23 protein-coding genes and 4 pseudogenes are annotated in these 17176 nt (G+C 57.3%); 17 read left to right on the top strand and 10 right to left on the bottom strand.

The features are described from left to right. Nucleotides 1–208: 208 nt before the first annotated feature. The 5 genes and pseudogenes from ACZ9BX_RS07315 to ACZ9BX_RS07295 all read left to right on the top strand — a co-directional run bounded on the left by ACZ9BX_RS07315 (nt 209) and on the right by ACZ9BX_RS07295 (nt 2855). Nucleotides 209–502, top strand: coding sequence for a phage tail terminator-like protein (locus ACZ9BX_RS07315; RefSeq protein ID WP_476219913.1), 294 nt, complete (start codon nt 209–211; stop codon nt 500–502). A 103-nt stretch (nt 503–605) separates the two neighbouring features. Continuing rightward, nucleotides 606–742 (top strand): annotated as a pseudogene (locus tag ACZ9BX_RS07310) (ATP dependent DNA ligase); the annotation flags it as partial. Nucleotides 743–808: 66 nt separating this feature from the next. Continuing rightward, the gene (locus ACZ9BX_RS07305) at nt 809–1066 is read left to right on the top strand and encodes a hypothetical protein (RefSeq protein WP_476216783.1); all 258 of its coding nucleotides are present in this window, start codon (nt 809–811) and stop codon (nt 1064–1066) included. Between the two features lie 645 nt (nt 1067–1711). Then, entirely contained in the window at nt 1712–2131 is a 420-nt protein-coding gene (locus tag ACZ9BX_RS07300; RefSeq protein ID WP_476216782.1) for a hypothetical protein, read from the top strand. Continuing rightward, on the top strand, nt 2103–2855 hold the full coding sequence (locus ACZ9BX_RS07295) for a DUF6362 family protein (RefSeq protein ID WP_476216781.1): 753 nt from the start codon (nt 2103–2105) through the stop codon (nt 2853–2855). Before ACZ9BX_RS07300 ends, ACZ9BX_RS07295 begins: the two co-directional genes overlap by 29 nt. Nucleotides 2856–3016: 161 nt before the next feature. Here ACZ9BX_RS07295 and ACZ9BX_RS07290 read toward each other — a convergent pair whose 3' ends face one another. Next, nucleotides 3017–3274, bottom strand: coding sequence for a hypothetical protein (locus tag ACZ9BX_RS07290; protein WP_476216779.1), 258 nt, complete (start codon nt 3272–3274; stop codon nt 3017–3019). 126 nt (nt 3275–3400) lie between these two features. Between ACZ9BX_RS07290 and ACZ9BX_RS07285 the strand changes: the two genes are divergently transcribed. Beyond that, nucleotides 3401–3661 (top strand): hypothetical protein, encoded by a 261-nt coding sequence (locus ACZ9BX_RS07285; RefSeq protein WP_476216777.1) that lies wholly within the window; start codon nt 3401–3403, stop codon nt 3659–3661. Between the two features lie 85 nt (nt 3662–3746). Here ACZ9BX_RS07285 and ACZ9BX_RS07280 read toward each other — a convergent pair whose 3' ends face one another. Together ACZ9BX_RS07280 and ACZ9BX_RS07275 are read right to left on the bottom strand one after the other, a co-directional pair. Further along, a complete protein-coding gene (locus ACZ9BX_RS07280; RefSeq protein ID WP_476216775.1) occupies nt 3747–4058 on the bottom strand; it encodes a hypothetical protein in 312 nt (103 codons plus the stop codon). Nucleotides 4059–4215: 157 nt separating this feature from the next. Continuing rightward, a complete protein-coding gene (locus tag ACZ9BX_RS07275; RefSeq protein WP_476216774.1) occupies nt 4216–4413 on the bottom strand; it encodes a hypothetical protein in 198 nt (65 codons plus the stop codon). A gap of 402 nt (nt 4414–4815) precedes the next feature. Here ACZ9BX_RS07275 and ACZ9BX_RS07270 point away from each other — a divergent pair. The 5 genes and pseudogenes from ACZ9BX_RS07270 to ACZ9BX_RS07250 all read left to right on the top strand — a co-directional run. Beyond that, nucleotides 4816–4866, top strand: a pseudogene (locus ACZ9BX_RS07270) (hypothetical protein); the annotation flags it as partial. A gap of 50 nt (nt 4867–4916) precedes the next feature. Then, nucleotides 4917–5240: pseudogene (locus ACZ9BX_RS07265) on the top strand (DUF2213 domain-containing protein); the annotation flags it as partial. A 163-nt stretch (nt 5241–5403) separates the two neighbouring features. After that, a complete protein-coding gene (locus tag ACZ9BX_RS07260) occupies nt 5404–6570 on the top strand; it encodes a Fic family protein (protein WP_476216772.1) in 1167 nt (388 codons plus the stop codon). Between the two features lie 84 nt (nt 6571–6654). Further along, nucleotides 6655–6873, top strand: a pseudogene (locus ACZ9BX_RS07255) (IS3 family transposase); the annotation flags it as partial. 1004 nt (nt 6874–7877) lie between these two features. Then, entirely contained in the window at nt 7878–8477 is a 600-nt protein-coding gene (locus ACZ9BX_RS07250; RefSeq protein ID WP_476216771.1) for a CPBP family intramembrane glutamic endopeptidase, read from the top strand. A 538-nt stretch (nt 8478–9015) separates the two neighbouring features. On the opposite strand, the gene ACZ9BX_RS07245 is transcribed toward ACZ9BX_RS07250, so the two are convergent. Further along, nucleotides 9016–9546 (bottom strand): c-type cytochrome, encoded by a 531-nt coding sequence (locus ACZ9BX_RS07245; RefSeq protein WP_476216770.1) that lies wholly within the window; start codon nt 9544–9546, stop codon nt 9016–9018. A gap of 141 nt (nt 9547–9687) precedes the next feature. Here ACZ9BX_RS07245 and ACZ9BX_RS07240 point away from each other — a divergent pair, with 141 nt between their 5' ends. After that, complete coding sequence (locus ACZ9BX_RS07240; RefSeq protein WP_476216768.1) at nt 9688–9831, top strand: DUF1515 family protein; 144 nt, start codon at nt 9688–9690, stop codon at nt 9829–9831. A 38-nt stretch (nt 9832–9869) separates the two neighbouring features. On the opposite strand, the gene ACZ9BX_RS07235 is transcribed toward ACZ9BX_RS07240, so the two are convergent. After that, nucleotides 9870–10112, bottom strand: coding sequence for a hypothetical protein (locus ACZ9BX_RS07235; protein ID WP_476216766.1), 243 nt, complete (start codon nt 10110–10112; stop codon nt 9870–9872). 344 nt (nt 10113–10456) lie between these two features. Here ACZ9BX_RS07235 and ACZ9BX_RS07230 point away from each other — a divergent pair, with 344 nt between their 5' ends. Then, entirely contained in the window at nt 10457–10615 is a 159-nt protein-coding gene (locus ACZ9BX_RS07230; protein WP_132567982.1) for an entericidin, read from the top strand. A gap of 50 nt (nt 10616–10665) precedes the next feature. Here ACZ9BX_RS07230 and ACZ9BX_RS07225 read toward each other — a convergent pair whose 3' ends face one another. Next, a complete protein-coding gene (locus ACZ9BX_RS07225; RefSeq protein WP_027508941.1) occupies nt 10666–11070 on the bottom strand; it encodes a hypothetical protein in 405 nt (134 codons plus the stop codon). A gap of 261 nt (nt 11071–11331) precedes the next feature. Between ACZ9BX_RS07225 and ACZ9BX_RS07220 the strand changes: the two genes are divergently transcribed. Beyond that, nucleotides 11332–11520 carry a hypothetical protein gene (locus ACZ9BX_RS07220; RefSeq protein WP_476216764.1) on the top strand — a complete coding sequence of 63 codons (189 nt, stop codon included), beginning with the start codon at nt 11332–11334 and terminating at the stop codon, nt 11518–11520. 6 nt (nt 11521–11526) lie between these two features. Here the strand turns inward: ACZ9BX_RS07220 and ACZ9BX_RS07215 are convergent, their stop codons facing one another. From ACZ9BX_RS07215 to ACZ9BX_RS07200, 4 genes are all read right to left on the bottom strand, one after another. Continuing rightward, nucleotides 11527–11763, bottom strand: coding sequence for a hypothetical protein (locus tag ACZ9BX_RS07215; RefSeq protein ID WP_087000016.1), 237 nt, complete (start codon nt 11761–11763; stop codon nt 11527–11529). Between the two features lie 83 nt (nt 11764–11846). Beyond that, nucleotides 11847–12080: a hypothetical protein gene (locus tag ACZ9BX_RS07210; RefSeq protein ID WP_476216762.1), complete on the bottom strand. Its 234-nt coding sequence runs from the start codon at nt 12078–12080 to the stop codon at nt 11847–11849. 122 nt (nt 12081–12202) lie between these two features. Continuing rightward, on the bottom strand, nt 12203–13177 hold the full coding sequence (locus ACZ9BX_RS07205) for a DMT family transporter (RefSeq protein WP_476216760.1): 975 nt from the start codon (nt 13175–13177) through the stop codon (nt 12203–12205). A gap of 109 nt (nt 13178–13286) precedes the next feature. Then, entirely contained in the window at nt 13287–13547 is a 261-nt protein-coding gene (locus ACZ9BX_RS07200) for a hypothetical protein (RefSeq protein ID WP_027508945.1), read from the bottom strand. Between the two features lie 241 nt (nt 13548–13788). Here ACZ9BX_RS07200 and ACZ9BX_RS07195 point away from each other — a divergent pair, with 241 nt between their 5' ends. The 3 genes from ACZ9BX_RS07195 (at nt 13789) to ACZ9BX_RS07185 (ending at nt 17135) form a co-directional block, all read left to right on the top strand. Beyond that, nucleotides 13789–15234, top strand: a complete 1446-nt coding sequence (locus ACZ9BX_RS07195) for an MFS transporter (RefSeq protein WP_476216757.1) — start codon at nt 13789–13791, stop codon at nt 15232–15234. Between the two features lie 273 nt (nt 15235–15507). After that, a complete protein-coding gene (locus ACZ9BX_RS07190) occupies nt 15508–16563 on the top strand; it encodes a sensor histidine kinase (RefSeq protein WP_476216755.1) in 1056 nt (351 codons plus the stop codon). 20 nt (nt 16564–16583) lie between these two features. Further along, on the top strand, nt 16584–17135 hold the full coding sequence (locus ACZ9BX_RS07185; RefSeq protein ID WP_476216753.1) for a DUF924 family protein: 552 nt from the start codon (nt 16584–16586) through the stop codon (nt 17133–17135). Nucleotides 17136–17176: the final 41 nt, after the last annotated feature.

Genomic DNA, 17176 nt, shown 5'->3' with positions numbered 1-17176 from the left:
ATCCAAGGCGCCATTGAAGCCCTTCACATCGATCCGGCCGCATTCCGGCCTCTCTCTGAGGCGCTGAGGCAGGCCTTCAACGAAGGCGGCTTGCTGACGTCGCAGAACATGCCGCGCCTGTTCGATCCGATGGGCGCCCGTGTCGTCTTCCGCTGGGACGTGAGCAACCAGGGCGCCGAGGCGATCAGCCACCACGAAATACGTCAGCATCGAGATCCACTTCAACCGCTCGATCGAGACGGACCTTTCGCTGGTCTTGGACCCGATCCGGCAAGGCTTCATGCGAACGAACGTCATGTGGCCGAAAGGTTCGGCAATTGTCGACGGATACGAGCTTGCAGGGCAACTGCGGAAGGCGTTCCGCCGCGGCACGAAACTGCTGCGCATCGATCCACAGGTTCGCATCGATGAGGATCCGGAGATCGGCGTCCTCGTGACAGGCGACACCCATCACAACATTCCGGTGACAATCCGTTGGAATTGGCGTCGATCGCAGCCTTAGTCTGATAGATACGCCCACCGGTCGAGATGACCTGGCGCTGGAACCTACAAGTACTGGTGCGGTGCGGAGAACGGTCGAATACGAAGGCCGGCGGAAGGGCATCGTCTGGGTGAGGCCGACGCTGATTGCCGAGATTGAGTACCGGGCGTGGACGATGGAAACCTGCGGCATTCGTCCTACAAGGGGCTCCGCGAAGTGCAGGATAACGCGGCGATCTACGAGATGGCTAAAGAAAATTGAAAGGAACTGATTTTTCGCGCCGGAGTTCGGTCCGTCAGAAGCAACATGCAAGAATAGGAGAATCCAATGCTTCTGAAACTCATCACCGCCTCTGTACTTTCGATCGGTCTTGCAACGTCAGCCCTGGCTCAGGCCAGCGGCGGTTCTGGCGGAACTAGTGGTTCGGGCCAGTCCGGCGGCACCTCCACCTCCGCTTCCGATAAAGACAAGGACGCTGCCGGCAAGCAAGAGTCTTCTGACTGCGTCCAAGGCAAAACAGCGAATAATAAAGCGACCAAGCCCGTACCTGGTACGGCCAAGGATGCCGGAGGTAATTGCCAGTAACAGTCAGATGACGGACAAAGAAAAGACTCCGCATTCTCTCTGCGGGGTCTTTGGTTTTGTAGGAGATCGAGGGCTGAAAAGCGGTTTCCAATTCACCATTTGTTCCCGTGTTTTTGCGGGTTGTCATAGCCAGCTATTGGAAACCACTTTCCTTCCTTCTCAGGGCGTGTCGAGATTTTTCGATTACTCTTAATCAGCAGGTCGTAGGTTCGAGCCCTACATCACCCACCAAAAACCTCTTGAAATCATTGAGAAATACGGCCTTGCTCCGGAGTTTCCCGGGGACTGGTTTCCAACAAATTGGAAACGGTTTCCAATCCACGTTCCGTTCCTGTTCCTGAAAGCGGCCGGTTCGATCTCGCTCCATCGAGCCTCCATGAGCTTCATCGCATCCCGCGCCAAGCTGCGCAGTGCGACCTCCCTCCCGTAGTGCTGAACCATCTGCGCCGACATATTGCAGATCGCGCCGACCTGGTTCTCCGTGCACCCAACATGTCGCCGATGAAATCCAGTCCGGGGAAGGGCCGTATCTGACTTGTGGTGCTGGGGCGTGACGTCGAGCGGAGCTCCTAAGCATCCGATGGCGCGGGGGACGCATCGTATTCCGGCAGATCAGAAGGCAATCATGTGGAGGGCAGCTGGCATATGAGCAAAGGCAAGCTCGACGCACTGCTCGACGGTCTCGGCATCAAGTTGGTGCCGGTCTATCGACGCCGTGCGGCCGCGCAAAGCCACGCTCGAGGAACGATGCACGAGATCAGGAACGAATATGGGGACGGCCACTTGGTCTTTGTCCTCCGTTGCATCAAGCAGACAAAGAACAACAGGGACGAGCTCTGGTCGGAGACGATAGCCGCGATCTCCGATATCCTCGCACAGCGCCAGGATTGGGCATTAGATCGCCCCTCCGAAGTCCTCGAAGCCTTCGACACTATCCCCCTTGGTATCTTGCGCGGAAAGGCCGTTGCGCGCCGACCCTGGCCGGTACGCGCAACCCTCAGAACCTACATCTACGATCGATTGGAGAGCATTCTTGATGAACCAGAACAGCGCCTTGCGGTTTGAAGACCTGACGGAAAGTGCGGCAATGATCGCCGACGCCAGCCTCATCGTGAGGGCAAGGTTCGTCGAGGCCGCCGACACCCTCCTGCATATTGATGTGCGCGGGCTGCGACCGGCAGCACTGCGAGCCTTCTGGCCGGAGCACGCCCTCGATTACAAGGAGGTGAAACTCCGCTATCGACCGTCGTCATCCGCCATATCCAGAGCAGAGGAAGTCATGTACCGTTGGCTGCTCGATTATGTGAAGGACGAAGATCGCCGCGTCCTGCTTGGCAAGTGGTCGATGTGCCTCGCAGCGCCTCATATCGCTGGATCGTTCCGAGATTTCTGCAAGGAAACGGGAAGAATTCGTAGGACGGCGGAACGCCATCTTCAAAATGAATTCCAGCACATTTCCAGCGCGATAATTAAATTTCCTCAATCGTTACAAGAGCCTGACTGGGGCAGGGTGTCGCCAATGATGCCGAATTCGGCTATCGATTTGGATAAGGTTACAACACCTGTTGCTAAGCACGCTGCACTGGCTGCCGAGCGACGCATCCGGATAACCCGGAACTCGCGGCGCTCATCAAGCGGTTGGAACGGGCGAACCGCAAGCGGTCGAGAGGCAGGCAGGCGGCATGAAGTCAGAGGCTCTGCCCGGATTGATCGCCGGATGCATGCATCCGCACTAGCCCGGGCTAAGGCTTGGGCACAAAATTCGAGGCGCTCAGAATTGCATTGCTAATATAAGTAGCAACATTACAGGACAACCGGTGAACGAATCGGCACTTTGCTGTTCAACTACCAATTTTGGGTGGTTGCGGTACCGGTCGTCCCGACCACCACAGCCCGCCACCTTAACCGGTCGGCGGGCTTTTCATTTCAGCAGAACCGCTGCGACCGCGGCTATGCTTGATCGGGATCGATGCGCCTTTTCTGTGCTGGAAGTCCCTGGATTGCGTATCTTGGGAGACGACGCCATGTGGACACAACCTTATTCCGGTTGAGGATGTCCATGAATTCGGAGGCATCCTTGCCCGTCAGGTCGTTCAACTGCTTGTACCCGATCGTAGCAGGATGGCCAGTAATGGCATCAACAACGGTCCACGTTCCGTCTGTTTCTGCGCGGCGGTCATACGGCATGTAGGAGATGTCGGAAGACATGATGTCCTCCTTTCCGGCGCCCCGTAAGCAAAAGCGCCTATATGATAAACGCGAAGCAGGCCCATTTGTTTCGGTCCCGGGGGCACCATCCGCGCCGGCGGGTTCCGGCAAAAAAGGAGAAGACGCATGAGCGTACAGGCAATGTTCTACGTTAAGGAAATCAACCACCGCGCCACCAGCCAGCCCGATCAGGTTAACGTCAAGGTCAAGCTTGCCGCGGCCTTTGGTGGCTATCTGCAGGGCCTACCAGAAGGCAATGGCGACTGGGCGAAGTATACGTCGCAGGGCGAGCTTGCCATGACCGTCACGAATCCGGCTGCCATCGAGCAGTTCGAGATCGGCGGGGTCTATCGCCTGACCTTTGAAAAGGCCGGTGACGAACGGTGAAGGAAATCACCTCGGAGGCCTTACAACACACGGCTTCCGGGGTGATGACAAAAGTCACCTATGTCTAAGCGCACCGAGCGAGCGATCATTTCGCAGGGTCGGCTTTAACATCAGAGTCAAATGTGGCTGAGCCCCAGTCGGCGACAAAATACTTCTCGACCGTAAGCTCACCCTTCTCAGCTCTGGCGGCCTTTGCTGCGGCGTTGAATGCTGCTTGTGCCGCGTCGCGATCTTGGAAGTCGCCGATCAGGGTGGTGTTGGGTAGCTTATACCATTTCTTTGCGGTAAGCGCCCATACCCAAGTCGACCATCCAAGTTTCTCCGCTTGAGCGATAAACGCGGCGTGCGGATCTCGATAGGTATCGGCGATATCGTAAACTGCAATGTAGCGTGCCATAGCCGTTCCTTTGCTGGTTGCATGAGCAATTGATAATGAACACCCATGAGTCGCAAGTGCAGTTCAACAACAGGAACGGCTTTGCACGCGGTTTTCCGGTTATTCGACTTCTCCACAGGGTGAGAGACGAAAGGGTCAGTTCCTGCCCGGTTCGCTGTCAACTGAACCAGAACAGATCGCGAGAGCGCCAAACGTCTTTGGCTTTTTGCTCGATCTCATCGACCGAGCGGTGCGGGAAGTGGGCATTCAACGTCATGGCGATTGCGTTGATGTCCGAATGAGAATGTTTGTTCTCTTCCGCTCGATCCGCGAAAGCGTTGATCTCGCGCATTAGTAATTCGTCTTCGTCTTCCATCCATCTCTCCATTGGTGATCCATGCCAGTTCTGAAAAACACGGCATGTTTACCTGGCACCCACCTTTCTTTGTGGGCGAGAGTAGCTGCACTTCGGCGATTTCGTCAGGTGCTTAAAATGGGCGCCATGGTGGTCGCTGTTCGGACGGACGTAGCGGTTGCACTCCGGGCACAGGTAAACGCAGCTCGTCCGATAAAGAGCATCCAGGATGCTGCAGTCCTCGAGCTCGCCCATTAGGTTTCGGCGCTTAGCAATAAGCATCTTAGTCATCGCGATGGCTCCTGGATAAGGGCCTGTGGAAGGCACTGGCGCTGAGTGAGCAATCGCCCCGTGAGCTTCAGCTAAGCCGGTTATACGGCCACCAGCAGTTGCTCCTCGAAAGCGTTCGATGGCGGCGCTGTCGTGCTGGAATTCGCATCGGCCTCTCTGTCATGGCGGCATATGGAACTGAAGCGGATCGGCGCCGAGTCGACCTATCCGGAGTACAGCCCGCACGTCACAGCGACGAGGCGACCATCAAGGACATCGAGGCAGGCAAGCAGGAGCTTTCCGCCGGCTATACCTGCGATCTCGACTTTACGGCCGGTACGACGCCCACTGGCGAGGCCTACCGCATCAACCATGTCGCGGTAGTCCGCGCTGGCCGTGCGGGTTCGAAAGTCCGCATCGGTGACGGTGTGGCGCCTTGGGGCATTGCCCCGCTCACCAGTAATCAGAAACCACATGAGGAAAAGATCATGACCCTGAAGACAGTTACCGTCGATGGCATACCGGTTGAAGTAACCGATCAGGGCGCCCCGGTGATCGGCACGCTGCAGTCGCGGCTTGGCCTTGTCTCGTAATGGCGGCCTCGAACTTTGCGCTCCCTTCGGCCTTTCCGATCTCACTGAGACCTTTAACAAGCGTCGCCGAACTGCTATCGTATTAAAGGTTAAGGCGCTAACCTTTAATATGGAGCGCCGTTCGGCTGCTGTGTTAAAGGATACGCGGATGAACAGGAACGGTCTTTCCGAGGCGGTGCGACAAAGCTTGAGGCGGTTCCCCGAACCATACAGCGCCCACTACGGCGTCATCCCTCCTGCACCGACTGAAGATAGCGTGCCCTTGCAAGGAGTGGCCGTGCCGGTCAGCGAAGCGCATGCGGCGCTCAAAGAGGCTGCTGTCATAGCCGGAAACCTCCCGGACAACTACCTGCTGTCTCGTATACCGATGCGAAAGGAAGCGCTCAGCAGTTCGTCCATCGAAGGGACCAACAGTACGTTGGATGAGCTACTGCTTGTAGAAGAGGAAGGCGCCTCTACCAGTGAGGCGGCGTCTCAAGTTCGAGACTATGCCGTTGCCCTCGAAACGGTTGTGCCGAAGGCCAAGGAAATGGGAACCGGAATCTTCGACCTCAGCCTGATCAATGATTTGCACGCGGCAACGATGAAGTCCGACAGTGAATATCGCGACCCCCTGGGAAGCTTCCGGAATCGAGTCGTCTGGATCGGCGGTGGCGGCGATATCAGCCGGTCGACCTACAATCCGCCTCCGCCAGAGTTCGTCCATTCCTGCATGGAAGATCACGTCGACTACCTTCACGGCGACGGGATGCAGACGATGAACCAAGACTTCATCACGCGTATGGCCATCGCCCATGCGCATTTCGAAGGCGTCCACCCTTTCCGAGATGGTAACGGGCGCGTTGGTCGTTTGCTTCTCTCGGTTATGATGGCAGCCGAAGGGTACGAACCAGTCTACCTTTCGCCCTTCATCGAAGAGAACAAGCAGCGGTACTACAACGGCCTGAAGGCGGCACAACAGCGAATGGATTACTCACCGCTGACCGTGTTCATGGCGAACGCCATCACGGAGTCGGTTCACGAACTGAAACGTCTACGGGCAGACCTCGCAGAACTTCGGAAAGACTGGCTGACGCGTGATAACTTCCGCGAAGGGTCTGCTGCCCGTCGTGCGCTCGACGTATTGCATGAATACCCCGTGCTCACCGTCGGAAGGTTGGCAGCACTTCTCGAAGTCTCGTTCCCTGCGGCATCTGGCGCGATGGCGAAACTGGTCGAGGTCGGCATTCTCGAAGAGAAGACCGGGTACTCCCGCAATCGCATTTTCTCTGCCCCCGAGGCTGTCAAGCTACTGAACCGGCCCTTCGGAAATTAGGAAGCTTCTGGTTATGGAATGTGAGGATGGATGCCAGCGAGGCTGACGCTCAATAACTGGATTGAGCATGAGGCTTCGCATTCGGCTTTCTGTATCGAGGCAGTCGAGGAAGCGCTTGCTCGGTATGGAAAGACGGACATCTTCAAACACAGTGCACCTCCATCGACTTCACGGTGGTGCTGAAGAAGGCTGAGATCGACATCTCGATGGACGGCAGGGGCGCGTGGCGGGACAACGTCTTCGTCGAGCGGTTCTGGCGCTCGATCAAATATGAAGAAGTCAACCTCCACGCCTACAAACCAGCGCCGCCAACCCGTCATGGCCTTGCGAAAATCCACCGGCTTTGTCGCCACCATGATCCGCACGCGGTTTGACGGAGATCATGCCGAGGCCGCCAATGCACCCGCAATGGCCACGATCCGCGCACAGAAGCTCCTTCCTCCAGGCGGATCGTTCTGTCGATACGAGCCTGAAATACAAACGGTTGGACAAGTCCTAGAAGGCGCGTAGGACGATCGAGATGACGGAAAGTTCAACTATATGCCCAGTGTATTTCCCGGTGGTCATTGTGAACCAGGAAAACGATGCTGGGTTTTCATCCGAGGGTTGTTTTTCCATTTTAGGGATGCGCTTTTGGGGTTTGATTACAGCGGCGTTTTTCACAGATACTACTATCTGTGATGCATCACATGACGAAATTTCAATCCCTAATAAGGAGAAGTTTTATGGGTGGTTCATCTAATAGTGGTTCTGAAAACAGTGGCTGGGGCGGCCGGATCGGTGCAGCTGTCGGCAGTGTTGTCGGAGGCACGGCTGGCTCTGCGGCGGGTCCCATGGGTGGACGGATCGGCGCTGCCGGTGGAGGCCTAGCCGGATACGCCATTGGTGACTCAGTCGAAAGTAATATTAACAGCGGCGCCTCCCCCGACTATGGTGGTTATACCGCAATGGGTGAATATGGCGGCGCTTCCTCTTCCGATAGTGGAGGGGGAATTAATAGCGGTGGAAACCACAGATAGCTCGAAGGGCGTATGGTAATGAACATAGATTTCGACGTCAGCCGGAGTCTATGTTCGATTGATGAGGGAGAGGGCAATTGAAATATTCCGATATCCTCATACCGCTCGCCATCACGCCATCATAAACCCTCTGTTGATTTTTTTATTTCCTTTCGGGCTACAGGCGATCGGCGATCAGTTTATTTATTTCGCTTTTCTCTCTCCAATTATCTCATTTTTAGTGTGGGACTTTCTCATCAGGCCCTTTTTTATAAAACAGTGACCTAAGCACTTGTTGAAATTCTTGTGGTGACCGGTGACATTGGGCTGATCGTCGGCGCTATTTTAGCGGCTTTTCTTACGACCAATATCGCCGGGGTTATGATGTCCACGGCGGACCTGACCCCAATGGTAAAGACAAGGATCGCCTTTATCGTGCCAATCTTGACGGTCAGCACGGTGCTCTTTGCGGCTAGTTTATTCCATATTAGACAGGTTACACGACTTGATCGCCAACGTCGTTCGCTGATCTGTGCACTTGCGATAGGTTTTGCCTTGCTAGCGTTAAAGGTCATCTGGCAGGGCTCAAACCATATGAGCTACGACTTTTCGCCCAGCAGTGTTCTGTTTATTCTCAGCACGTGCATTATCGCACCCTTTTGCGAGGAATTGTTTTTCCGTGGATATGTGTGGTCAAAACTCCGAGCGCGCGATTACAACGATCCGCTCATCGTCGTTTGCACGACAATCCTATACATAACACCGCACTTCCCGGACACTGTGTCAGCATTTCTGGACTATGCGATCATCGGCCTTTGCCTCGGTTTTATCCGCTATTTCAGTGGCGGAATATTGCTCTCATTTGTCTTCCATATGGTGATGAATTTCGTCGTTATCGTTGGTGTCTAAACCCCTCAGTTTGCATTTAGCAGCCCGGAAAGCGAGCGTAATCTAGCCGATTGGGCTGTAGAGAGCCGAGGGGTCGTTTGTGACAATGCCTCCCGGTTGTGAATTTCCACGCGGAACTGAGCCGGGTTTGGAGTGATGATGTGGACGCCTCCACGCCAGCGACAAGTGCTGACCGACGATAACGTAAAGGATCTTTCGCACTTTCGGATTTGACGGCTTCTTCTAGATTTATGGAAGGAGCAACGGGATGAGTGATGAGATGGATGCATCGATGGGACAAGTGATCCGGATTGACGAAGCTCGGATCAAGGACCACCTGGGGGAGATGGTCAGGTGGTACTGTCGAAGAAGCGCTGAATGCGATGCTTTCCCGCCTCTCGGCAATATGCCAATCCGAGACATCAATGCTCCGCTAGTCCTGGCCGCCCTCGCAGCAGTAGCGCACGTACGGCGCGGCTGTCTGAATCGGTCTATCTTCCGCCAATGCACTCAAAGCTTGGGAACACCACCGTCACCTTCTCGCGGCATCCGTTACCTCCTAGTTTGGCGCGGCGGCTGCGGTTTCACCCGGCGGCAAGATCCGGAACATAAAGGTTGAAACCTTCTCCCCTGGCTTGAAAGGACCAGGTACCTGGTGGCTTACCGGTTTCAGGTTTTGAAGGAATGCTGCAATCGATGTCACGTCTTCTTCGGTGAGCCGCGCGAATGCGTGCCACGGCATGATTGGCGCCAGGGCGCGACCGTCGGGCCGTTGCCCGGTCTGAATCGCAGTCACGATCTGCTCACTGGTCCAGCTGCCGATGCCGGTCTCCTTATCAGGCGTAATGTTGCTGCCAACGAAAACGCCTTTCCCCGGGATTTCAAAACCGACATCCGAGCCTCCCAGAAATCGCGAGCTGTCCGGTTTTCCGAAGAAATATCCCGGTGTGTGGCAGTCGTTGCAGCCGCCGATCGTGACGAGATATTCGCCGCGCGCAATCTTCGTATCGTCGGCAGCCGCTGCCGTGGACGGCTGCAGACCCAATGCAGAGACGGCTAAAAATGCGAACCGAAAGCTCAATCGAAACATCTTACCCTCCGTGACCCAATTCACAACTGGAAACGAACTGAATATCACGGCGAACCTGCTCTATATATTAGCCATTTGGAATTATCGATTGCACCGAAGTGGTCCGCTATTTTAGGCAGCGTCACGGCCATTCTTCCGGAAATGCGAAAGGTCACCGATGATGTTCAGCGTTGGAAGCTGATGGGGATTGGAGCGCTTGCCGTCATCGGAACCGGCGATATCGCGATGGGCGTAAGCTTTGCCGATGCGATTCGGCGGATTGAAGCAATCATTCTAGGACGCTAGCGCCATACAACGAAGGGCTACCTCGTCGCCACTAGCGTCTACTCGCCGAAAAGAGACTTGGGGTACTCGGGGGCGGGCGGCGCGCAAACCTCATCGAGCCGCGCCACAATGTCCTCCGGCAATCTTATGCCAGAGCTGACGAGGGCGATGGCCTGCGTTAGCGCGGCCTTGCCGTGTTCGCTTTTGACATCGACATGATTCCTGTCTGACCAACGACCGACTGCAGACGTTACGAGTTCAATGTCATCATCGGTAAAGGAACACAATTCGAAAAGAGACATGACAGCTCTCCTGTTTCAGGCAAGAGCAGACCGTCTCTCAATCGGCCCGGGCACCCGGTTGAATTATCGGGCCGATAAATAACAGTACGCTTAGCCGCCCCTTAAGGCAATCACGCCGTTCTCGTCAGCGATGACAAACCCCGGACGCGAACGCCAGAGTTTTACGGCGACCCGTTTTCAGGCATCCACTTGTCATATGGATCTTCTCAGGCTCACGCTCGTAATTGACCAAGGCAGAGACCGCCCAGCCGGCAGAAACCGTCACGCGCTTCCAGTACGGTATTGATTTTGTTGCGCGGCGTAACATGTTCAGGACGTTGCCAATTCCTATTGGGGGGAAATCGATGCCGAAATCCGCGTTCGTTTTTGCCTGCCTCTCGGCGCTGCTGCTTTCGTCTTGCGGAAATACGGCCTGGGGCCTGAAGCGTGACGGCCAGGAAGCGAGCCGCGCGATGGACGACGCGTCGCATCGCGTGCTGTCTGCTGGCTCGAGAAAAAGATAGGCTTGGGCGAGGGGCGGTGGCCGTCCCTCGCTTGCCTACCGGCATTGATCTTACCGAAGTGGCGCTGCTGACGGCGTGATTGCCGGTTCCTTGGGTGAGAAGATGATAAAGGCGAAAAGCAACGCGCCGGCGAAGATGATCAGCGACGAAACGGCCACGACCGGCTCCATGGCCGCGTTCCCCCGCAGCATCAGGTAGAGCGCAGGGACCAACACCGTCAGGCCCGCCGTGTAGATGTAATACTGGATCAGCGCGATACGGCGTTCCGCCTTTTTCGGGTTCAGCGCGTGATACCCTCCAAAGATCGCCATGCTGACCCAGCCCAAGAGATTACAGTGGGCGTGGGCGCCGATGACAGAATGATCATGGGAAATGGCCATGTTCAAACCGATGGCGATCCCGACAATGAAGAAGACGACTGCGGTCTTGAAGTAGAGTTCTGCTAAGCGTGGCATGAGATTCCCCCTCTTTTTTTGCCAAAGCGAGGATACCACTTCTTTGCAATGACGAGAATGCCGGAAACGAAAGTAAGTCTGTTGCAGTCGCAAGAAATAACTTCGATCGGTTCTTGCGGTGCCGTGCTCTTCGTTGGGCAATTCGGGTGTCCGCAGATTCAATCTTCCGCCTCTCGAGTATGGTTAATTTTTAACTATCTCGCGCGTATGAAGGAACGGAAGCGCGCCGTCAGCCGTTAAGGCGGCGAACTGGAGGAGCCCATGATCTTTAAAATCGTTACCGCCAAATCCGAAGTCGAAACCGATGACACCGGAACCTATCCCGACGGCATTTTCGAATCGAACCGCATCGATTTCAGCGCCCGCCGTAATGAGCGCCATCGTTCCTCGCACGAGCGCGATTATGGTCCGGGCCGCAAGGTCGCAGAAGTTCCGCTGGGTCTCGCCTGAGCCGTTTCAGGCGGTCTTCTCTGTCAGTGCGCGGAACGGAAACTTGCGGCTGCATTCGCAGCGAATGATATAGGTTTCCTGAAAGTTCGAGCTTTTTTGCTCGAAGAAGCCTTTTGGCAGCTGATCGACACGAAATGCGGGATGCTTGCGCGAATGGTGGTCGTCCTCCGAGGCCTCGGCAAAACCGGTATTGCCGCATTGGGGGCAGGTCAGCTTCTTCGAAAAACGGTCTCGCGCGGCCATCGGCTTCCTTTCGTTGTCGTCGCGTCATACAGCCGAAAGACCGCGCATGAAAGTCGGAATGCTGTCGACCGGCATTCACTCCATCAGGGTGCCGGCGCTTCAACCTGCGGCGGGTGTTTGGTAGATCCGGTCGTAGCCTGATCAGGGCCGGGTGAAATGGCTATGCTGCCGACGACGATGACAACGGCGATCGCTCCGGCAATCCCGAAGGTCCAGATCAGCCAGCTCCGGCGCTCCTCCGCCAGCAGGCGCTTTTCTTCTTCCACAGGTGATAGCGGGGTGGACGGCTTGCCACGGCCGTTGCTTTTATCAATCATGAAACTCCCTCTTTTGTCAGGAACAAGCGCCTCTCCGGATTGTTCCCGTGCCGACGGAGCGAAAAAACTGTTCCGGCTTTCGAATAGCAGCGAGCGAGGGCCGGACTATGACGATCGCGGGCCTACTCCGCAATTGGACGTTCCACGCCCTCGAAGCCGGCTTCCGCAAGCTCTGCCGTTGCAGAAACGGGAGCCTGATTGTCCACCGAGACGACAGCGGCCGGAAGCGGCGTGCCGCGCTTGCGCTCGCGGGCAAGGGTCAGCAGGCCCGAGCAGATGATCAGCACGATGCCGGCGGCCATCGGGAGATCGATGGTGTCATCGAAGATGAGATAGCCGAAGGCGATTGCCCAGATCATCTGGCTGTACTGCGGCGGTGCGACAAGGTTTGCCGGCGCGAATCGGGCCGCCGTCATGAGAAGCACATTGCCGATCGCCCCAAGAATGCCATAGCTCGCCATGAAGAGCCACTCGCGCGGCGTCGGAGTAGCAATGTCGGAAAGCATCAGCAGGCCGCTGACGGTCAGTGTTCCGATGAGCCCCGCGCCATAAAGCGAAATACGCTTTTCGGCCGGCCCCATCGCCCGAAGGATGACGATGGAGATGGCCGCGCTCAAGCCGCCGATGGCGGCGGCTAGATGGCCGATAGACAATTCGCGAAAGCCCGGCCTCAACACGATCAGCACGCCGATGAAGCCGACGATCACGGCCGTCCAGCGCTGCCAGCGTACATCCTCCTTGAGGAAGATGACCGAGAGGATCGTCACGAAGGAGGGCAGCAGGAAGAGGAGACAGAACGCCTCCGCCATCGGCAGCTTCGTGAAGGTGATGATCGAGGCGATCGCGCCGATCGCTCCACAGACGAAGCGAAGCGCCCAAAGGGTGCGGTTCGACGTCCTGGCAACATCGAGCCAGGAATCGTCCCGCGCTTTGACGACCGGCAGGACAACCAGCCCGAAGACGGCGCCGATGAAGCCAACCTGATAGGAAGGGATCGCGCCGTGAAGGATCTTGATGGAGGCATCGCTGAAAGCGAAGACGGCGTAGGCCGCGAATGCGACGAGGACACCGCGGACCGGCGAATGTATGGGGGACATGTTCTCGAATCGAACTTGAGGACGTTATCCCCGAATACGAAAAAATCTCTACGGAGAGCAGATGCGGTTGCGAATAGCTGCCATGCGAATGGGCAACCCATCCGGCTGTCTACATCCGTTCGCTACGAAGCTCTGCGCCGTATTCACGGTAGATGCTGAGGCAATCCGTGTAGCTTAACGAGCCGTGTTCACCGTAGATGATATGCACGTTCGACGCATCGGTTGCCGCCTCCTCGGAGACGAAGAGGATTGCCTCGCCAAGCGACTTGCCGGTGATTGGAATGTCGGTTCCGTCTTCCCGCGTTATTCCCTTGACTATGGCTGCAATCCTGCGGTGGCTGAAAACAGCGCGTCGGTCTTCCGGCGTCATCGAAATGCCCTCGATCGAAATTCCGGCGGCGAAAACTGCCGCCGATCATCGTAAAACGCTTGTGAAGCCAATTTGTGCCGTTGATGCGCACCGGATCGCGCGGGAAACCGGAAATTGCAAGCGGCTTGGACCTTTTAACTTTTCCCGGCGGCGCAAGGGGCGTATTCAGGGTACCGACTCCTGCCTGCCCGGTTCCCAGCGGCGATATGAATCTCCTCCTGCAATGCGCAACGGCATATCGATGACGACAGTACAGACGAGTGAAAAAGCGGGCGAAGCGCCAAGCGGAGGCCAGGCGAAGATCGTGGCGCTGGTCGTTGCCGTATCGTTCTTCATGCAGATTCTCGACGGCACGATCGTCGCGACATCGCTGCCGCAGATGGCGGCGAGCTTTGACGTGCAGCCGGTCTCGATGAGCATCGGCATCACCGTCTACATGCTGACGATGTCGGCTTTCATCCCGCTTTCCGGCTGGCTCGGCGACCGTTTTGGCGCACGGCGGGTGTTTCTGGCGTCGATCGGGGTCTTTACCGGCGCTTCGCTTTTCTGCGGACTTTCCGGCAGCCTTGCGGAATTCATCGCCGCGCGTGCGATCCAGGGTGCGGGAAGCGCGCTAATGACGCCGGTCGGACGCATCATCGTCCTGAAGAGCGCGCCGAAATCCGAGCTGGTGAATGCGATCGCGCTTATCACCTGGCCGGCGCTGACGGCACCGGTTATCGGGCCGGTGCTCGGCGGCTTCATCACGACCTATGCAAGCTGGCACTGGAATTTCTTGATCAATATTCCGATCGGCCTTCTCGGCATGGCGCTCGTGCTGCGCTTCGTACCGGAGCAGCGCGAGGAGAACCCGGGCCGTCTCGACATGCTGGGCTTTATTCTAAGCGGCGCCGGCATGACATTCGTGCTTGCCGCGCTCGAACTCTCCGTGAAGTGGGAGGGCAGCCTGCTTCCCGTCTTTGCAATGCTTGCCGCAGGCATCGTGCTTTCCGTCATGGCCGCCCGGCATTTCCTGAAGGTGGAAAATCCGCTACTCGATCTCTCGGCCTTCAAAGTCCAGACCTTTGCGATGTCGACGCTCTCGGCGGGCACGGCCTGCCGGGTCGCGATCAACGCCACGCCTTTTTTGCTGCCGCTGCTGTTCCAGCTAGGTTTCGGACTGAGCTCGATTGCCGCCGGCACATATCTGCTCGTCTATTTTCTCGGTAACCTCGGCATGAAAGCGGTGACGACGCCGCTGCTTGCCCGGTTCGGATTCCGCAATGTTCTTTGCGTGAACGGGCTGATCGCGGCTTTGTGCATCATGGCGTGCGGCTTTTTCACGCCGGTTACGCCGCTGGCGGTAATCTACGCGATCCTGCTTGCGGCCGGTCTTTCGCGCTCGATGGAATTCACCGCCCTGAACACGCTCGCCTTCGCCGATATCAGCCCGGCGCAGCGCAGCTCCGCCTCGACATTGTCCAGCATGCTCCAGCAGGCCGCCATGCTGCTCGGCGTTGCTGTTGCAGCGGCGCTGCTCAATGTCTCAACCGCGCTTCGTTCAGCACCGGAGCCTGCGCTTGTCGATTTCCGCTGGGCCTTTCTGGCGGTCGGCCTTATGGGCATCATATCGTCCTTGCGCTTTTTCAGTCTGCCTGCAGATGCCGGCGCGGAAGTCTCCAAGCACAAGCGCTTCCAAAAAAAGTGAAGGCGATGGAACCATTTCGATCCGGCTGCGTTGAGTTTCGGGTTTGCGCATCTTTCAGCGTTCGTAGCGTATTTTCGTCCCGCAATGTCTTCAGCGGGCAGGGTCATATTGCCGGCATGATTTCAGATACGAACTTCCTTCGATTGAAGGCTTGCAGGGGGACGGAGGCTTTGCCGCCGTTTACGCGCAATGGCCGATGCACTACGACATTCGAATGCAGACGATCCGGCCGCCGGACAGTTGCGTGGCAGCTTGGCAGAGTCCGGAGGCCAAATGCGTGAACATGCTAGCAGTGCGGAGCCCGAAATCCGCATCCTCGCCATCGATAACGACGAGACGTTTGCACTGCGGATGCAAGAGAATCTTGCCCGCCATGGTTTCGAGGTGGAATGGGCGCGAGACGGTGCCACCGCGTTGAGGCGTATCGCTGAAGGCGATATCGATGCGGTCGTGCTAGACCATGTCCTGAGAGCGGAAAGCGGACTCGATATCCTGCCGCAATTGATCGCCTTGCCGGATCACCCCCCGGTGATCTATGCGACCGTTTCCGGCGATAACGGCATTGCCGTGGCTGCGTTGAAGGCCGGCGCCGGCGGCCATGTTCTCAAGAGCAACTCCCCCGACTATTTCGATCTGCTGGCGGCGACGCTGGAGCAAGCGCTGGAGCGCGCGCGCTTCCGGCGCGAGACGGCTGATGCGCAGGAGGTGATCCGCCAGCAGCGGGACCGCGCCGAGATGTTGCTCGCCGAGGTCAATCACCGTATCGCGAACAGTCTCGGCCTTGTCGGTGCGCTGATCCGCATGCAGTCGTCGATGACGACGGACCGGGTGGCGATCGACGCACTGCATGAAACGCAGATGCGCATCAATGCCATAGCGAGCGTTCACCGGCGCCTTTACACCAACCGCCAGATCGGCACGGTTCAAGTCGACGAATATCTCGAGAACCTTCTGAACGAGCTCGAGGCCTCCATCCGCGACGACAAGCGGCCGCACCGCGTCGTGCTGGCCGCACGGCCCGTCAATCTGCCGACGGATAAGGTGGTCACGCTCGGCCTCATCGTCAGCGAACTTGTCACCAACGCCTTCAAATACGCCTATAGCGAAGGCGTGCAGGGCGAGGTCAGGGTCATCGTCGAACAGATGGGCGAGCAGTTGCGTCTCGCCGTGGAGGACGACGGTGCCGGCTTCGACCATTCCGGCCCCGCGAAGGGGACCGGCCTCGGCACGAAGATATTGACCGCGATGGCGGCAAGCCTCAAATCGGAGCTGACCTATGACCCGGCGCATCACGGCACGCGGGCCATACTGGTCTTTTCCGTCGACTGACCGGCGCAGGGGAGGAAGCGGTGGCCAAGATATGCACGCCTGAGGAGGTGTACTCCTTCTGGTTCGAGGAATGCAGCCGTGAGCAGTGGTTCGAGACGTCGCTGTCACTCGATGAGGAAATTCGGGACCGTTTCCGGGATACGCACCTGGCGCTGGCGGGCGGCGTGATCGGCGCCTGGCGTGCAAGCCCTGAGAACCGGCTCGCCGCGGTCGTTGTGCTCGATCAGTTTCCGCGGAATATCTACCGGAATACGCCGCTTGCGTTTGCGACGGACGGATTGGCGCTTCGCGAGGCGAAATTGGCGATCGATGCTGGTGCCGACCGGCTCGTTGGCGAGGAATGCCGGACGTTCTTCTACCTGCCTTTCGAGCATGCTGAGGATATGGCGGAGCAGGAGAGGTCGGTGATGCTGTTTCAGGCGCTCGGCGATGCCGAGTATCTCGATTATGCCATCCGCCATCGCGACGTGATCGCTGCCTACGGCCGGTTTCCGCACCGCAACGCCATCATCGGAAGAGACTCGACCGTCGATGAACTGGAATATCTCGCCCGGCCCGACGCCGGTTTCTGAGCGGCGAAAGCAACTTCCGCCTTTCTGTCGCCTTTCTTTGC

Source organism: Rhizobium sp. USDA 3886, assembly GCF_056279785.1.
The sequence above is the reverse complement of the archived record's forward strand: the minus strand, read 5'-3'. Positions and strand labels throughout refer to the sequence as shown.

Excerpts from the sequence above, each read along its gene's own strand:
- ACZ9BX_RS07305 (WP_476216783.1), top strand. The coding sequence starts at position 809 with ATGCTTCTGAAACTCATCACCGCCTCTGTACTTTCGATCGGTCTTGCA.
- ACZ9BX_RS07300 (WP_476216782.1), top strand. The coding sequence starts at position 1,712 with ATGAGCAAAGGCAAGCTCGACGCACTGCTCGACGGTCTCGGCATCAAG.
- ACZ9BX_RS07295 (WP_476216781.1), top strand. The coding sequence starts at position 2,103 with ATGAACCAGAACAGCGCCTTGCGGTTTGAAGACCTGACGGAAAGTGCG.
- ACZ9BX_RS07290 (WP_476216779.1), bottom strand. The coding sequence starts at position 3,274 with ATGTCTTCCGACATCTCCTACATGCCGTATGACCGCCGCGCAGAAACA.
- ACZ9BX_RS07285 (WP_476216777.1), top strand. The coding sequence starts at position 3,401 with ATGAGCGTACAGGCAATGTTCTACGTTAAGGAAATCAACCACCGCGCC.
- ACZ9BX_RS07280 (WP_476216775.1), bottom strand. The coding sequence starts at position 4,058 with ATGGCACGCTACATTGCAGTTTACGATATCGCCGATACCTATCGAGAT.
- ACZ9BX_RS07275 (WP_476216774.1), bottom strand. The coding sequence starts at position 4,413 with ATGGAAGACGAAGACGAATTACTAATGCGCGAGATCAACGCTTTCGCG.
- ACZ9BX_RS07260 (WP_476216772.1), top strand. The coding sequence starts at position 5,404 with ATGAACAGGAACGGTCTTTCCGAGGCGGTGCGACAAAGCTTGAGGCGG.
- ACZ9BX_RS07245 (WP_476216770.1), bottom strand. The coding sequence starts at position 9,546 with ATGTTTCGATTGAGCTTTCGGTTCGCATTTTTAGCCGTCTCTGCATTG.
- ACZ9BX_RS07240 (WP_476216768.1), top strand. The coding sequence starts at position 9,688 with ATGCGAAAGGTCACCGATGATGTTCAGCGTTGGAAGCTGATGGGGATT.
- ACZ9BX_RS07235 (WP_476216766.1), bottom strand. The coding sequence starts at position 10,112 with ATGTCTCTTTTCGAATTGTGTTCCTTTACCGATGATGACATTGAACTC.
- ACZ9BX_RS07230 (WP_132567982.1), top strand. The coding sequence starts at position 10,457 with ATGCCGAAATCCGCGTTCGTTTTTGCCTGCCTCTCGGCGCTGCTGCTT.
- ACZ9BX_RS07225 (WP_027508941.1), bottom strand. The coding sequence starts at position 11,070 with ATGCCACGCTTAGCAGAACTCTACTTCAAGACCGCAGTCGTCTTCTTC.
- ACZ9BX_RS07220 (WP_476216764.1), top strand. The coding sequence starts at position 11,332 with ATGATCTTTAAAATCGTTACCGCCAAATCCGAAGTCGAAACCGATGAC.
- ACZ9BX_RS07215 (WP_087000016.1), bottom strand. The coding sequence starts at position 11,763 with ATGGCCGCGCGAGACCGTTTTTCGAAGAAGCTGACCTGCCCCCAATGC.
- ACZ9BX_RS07210 (WP_476216762.1), bottom strand. The coding sequence starts at position 12,080 with ATGATTGATAAAAGCAACGGCCGTGGCAAGCCGTCCACCCCGCTATCA.
- ACZ9BX_RS07205 (WP_476216760.1), bottom strand. The coding sequence starts at position 13,177 with ATGTCCCCCATACATTCGCCGGTCCGCGGTGTCCTCGTCGCATTCGCG.
- ACZ9BX_RS07200 (WP_027508945.1), bottom strand. The coding sequence starts at position 13,547 with ATGACGCCGGAAGACCGACGCGCTGTTTTCAGCCACCGCAGGATTGCA.
- ACZ9BX_RS07195 (WP_476216757.1), top strand. The coding sequence starts at position 13,789 with ATGACGACAGTACAGACGAGTGAAAAAGCGGGCGAAGCGCCAAGCGGA.
- ACZ9BX_RS07190 (WP_476216755.1), top strand. The coding sequence starts at position 15,508 with ATGCGTGAACATGCTAGCAGTGCGGAGCCCGAAATCCGCATCCTCGCC.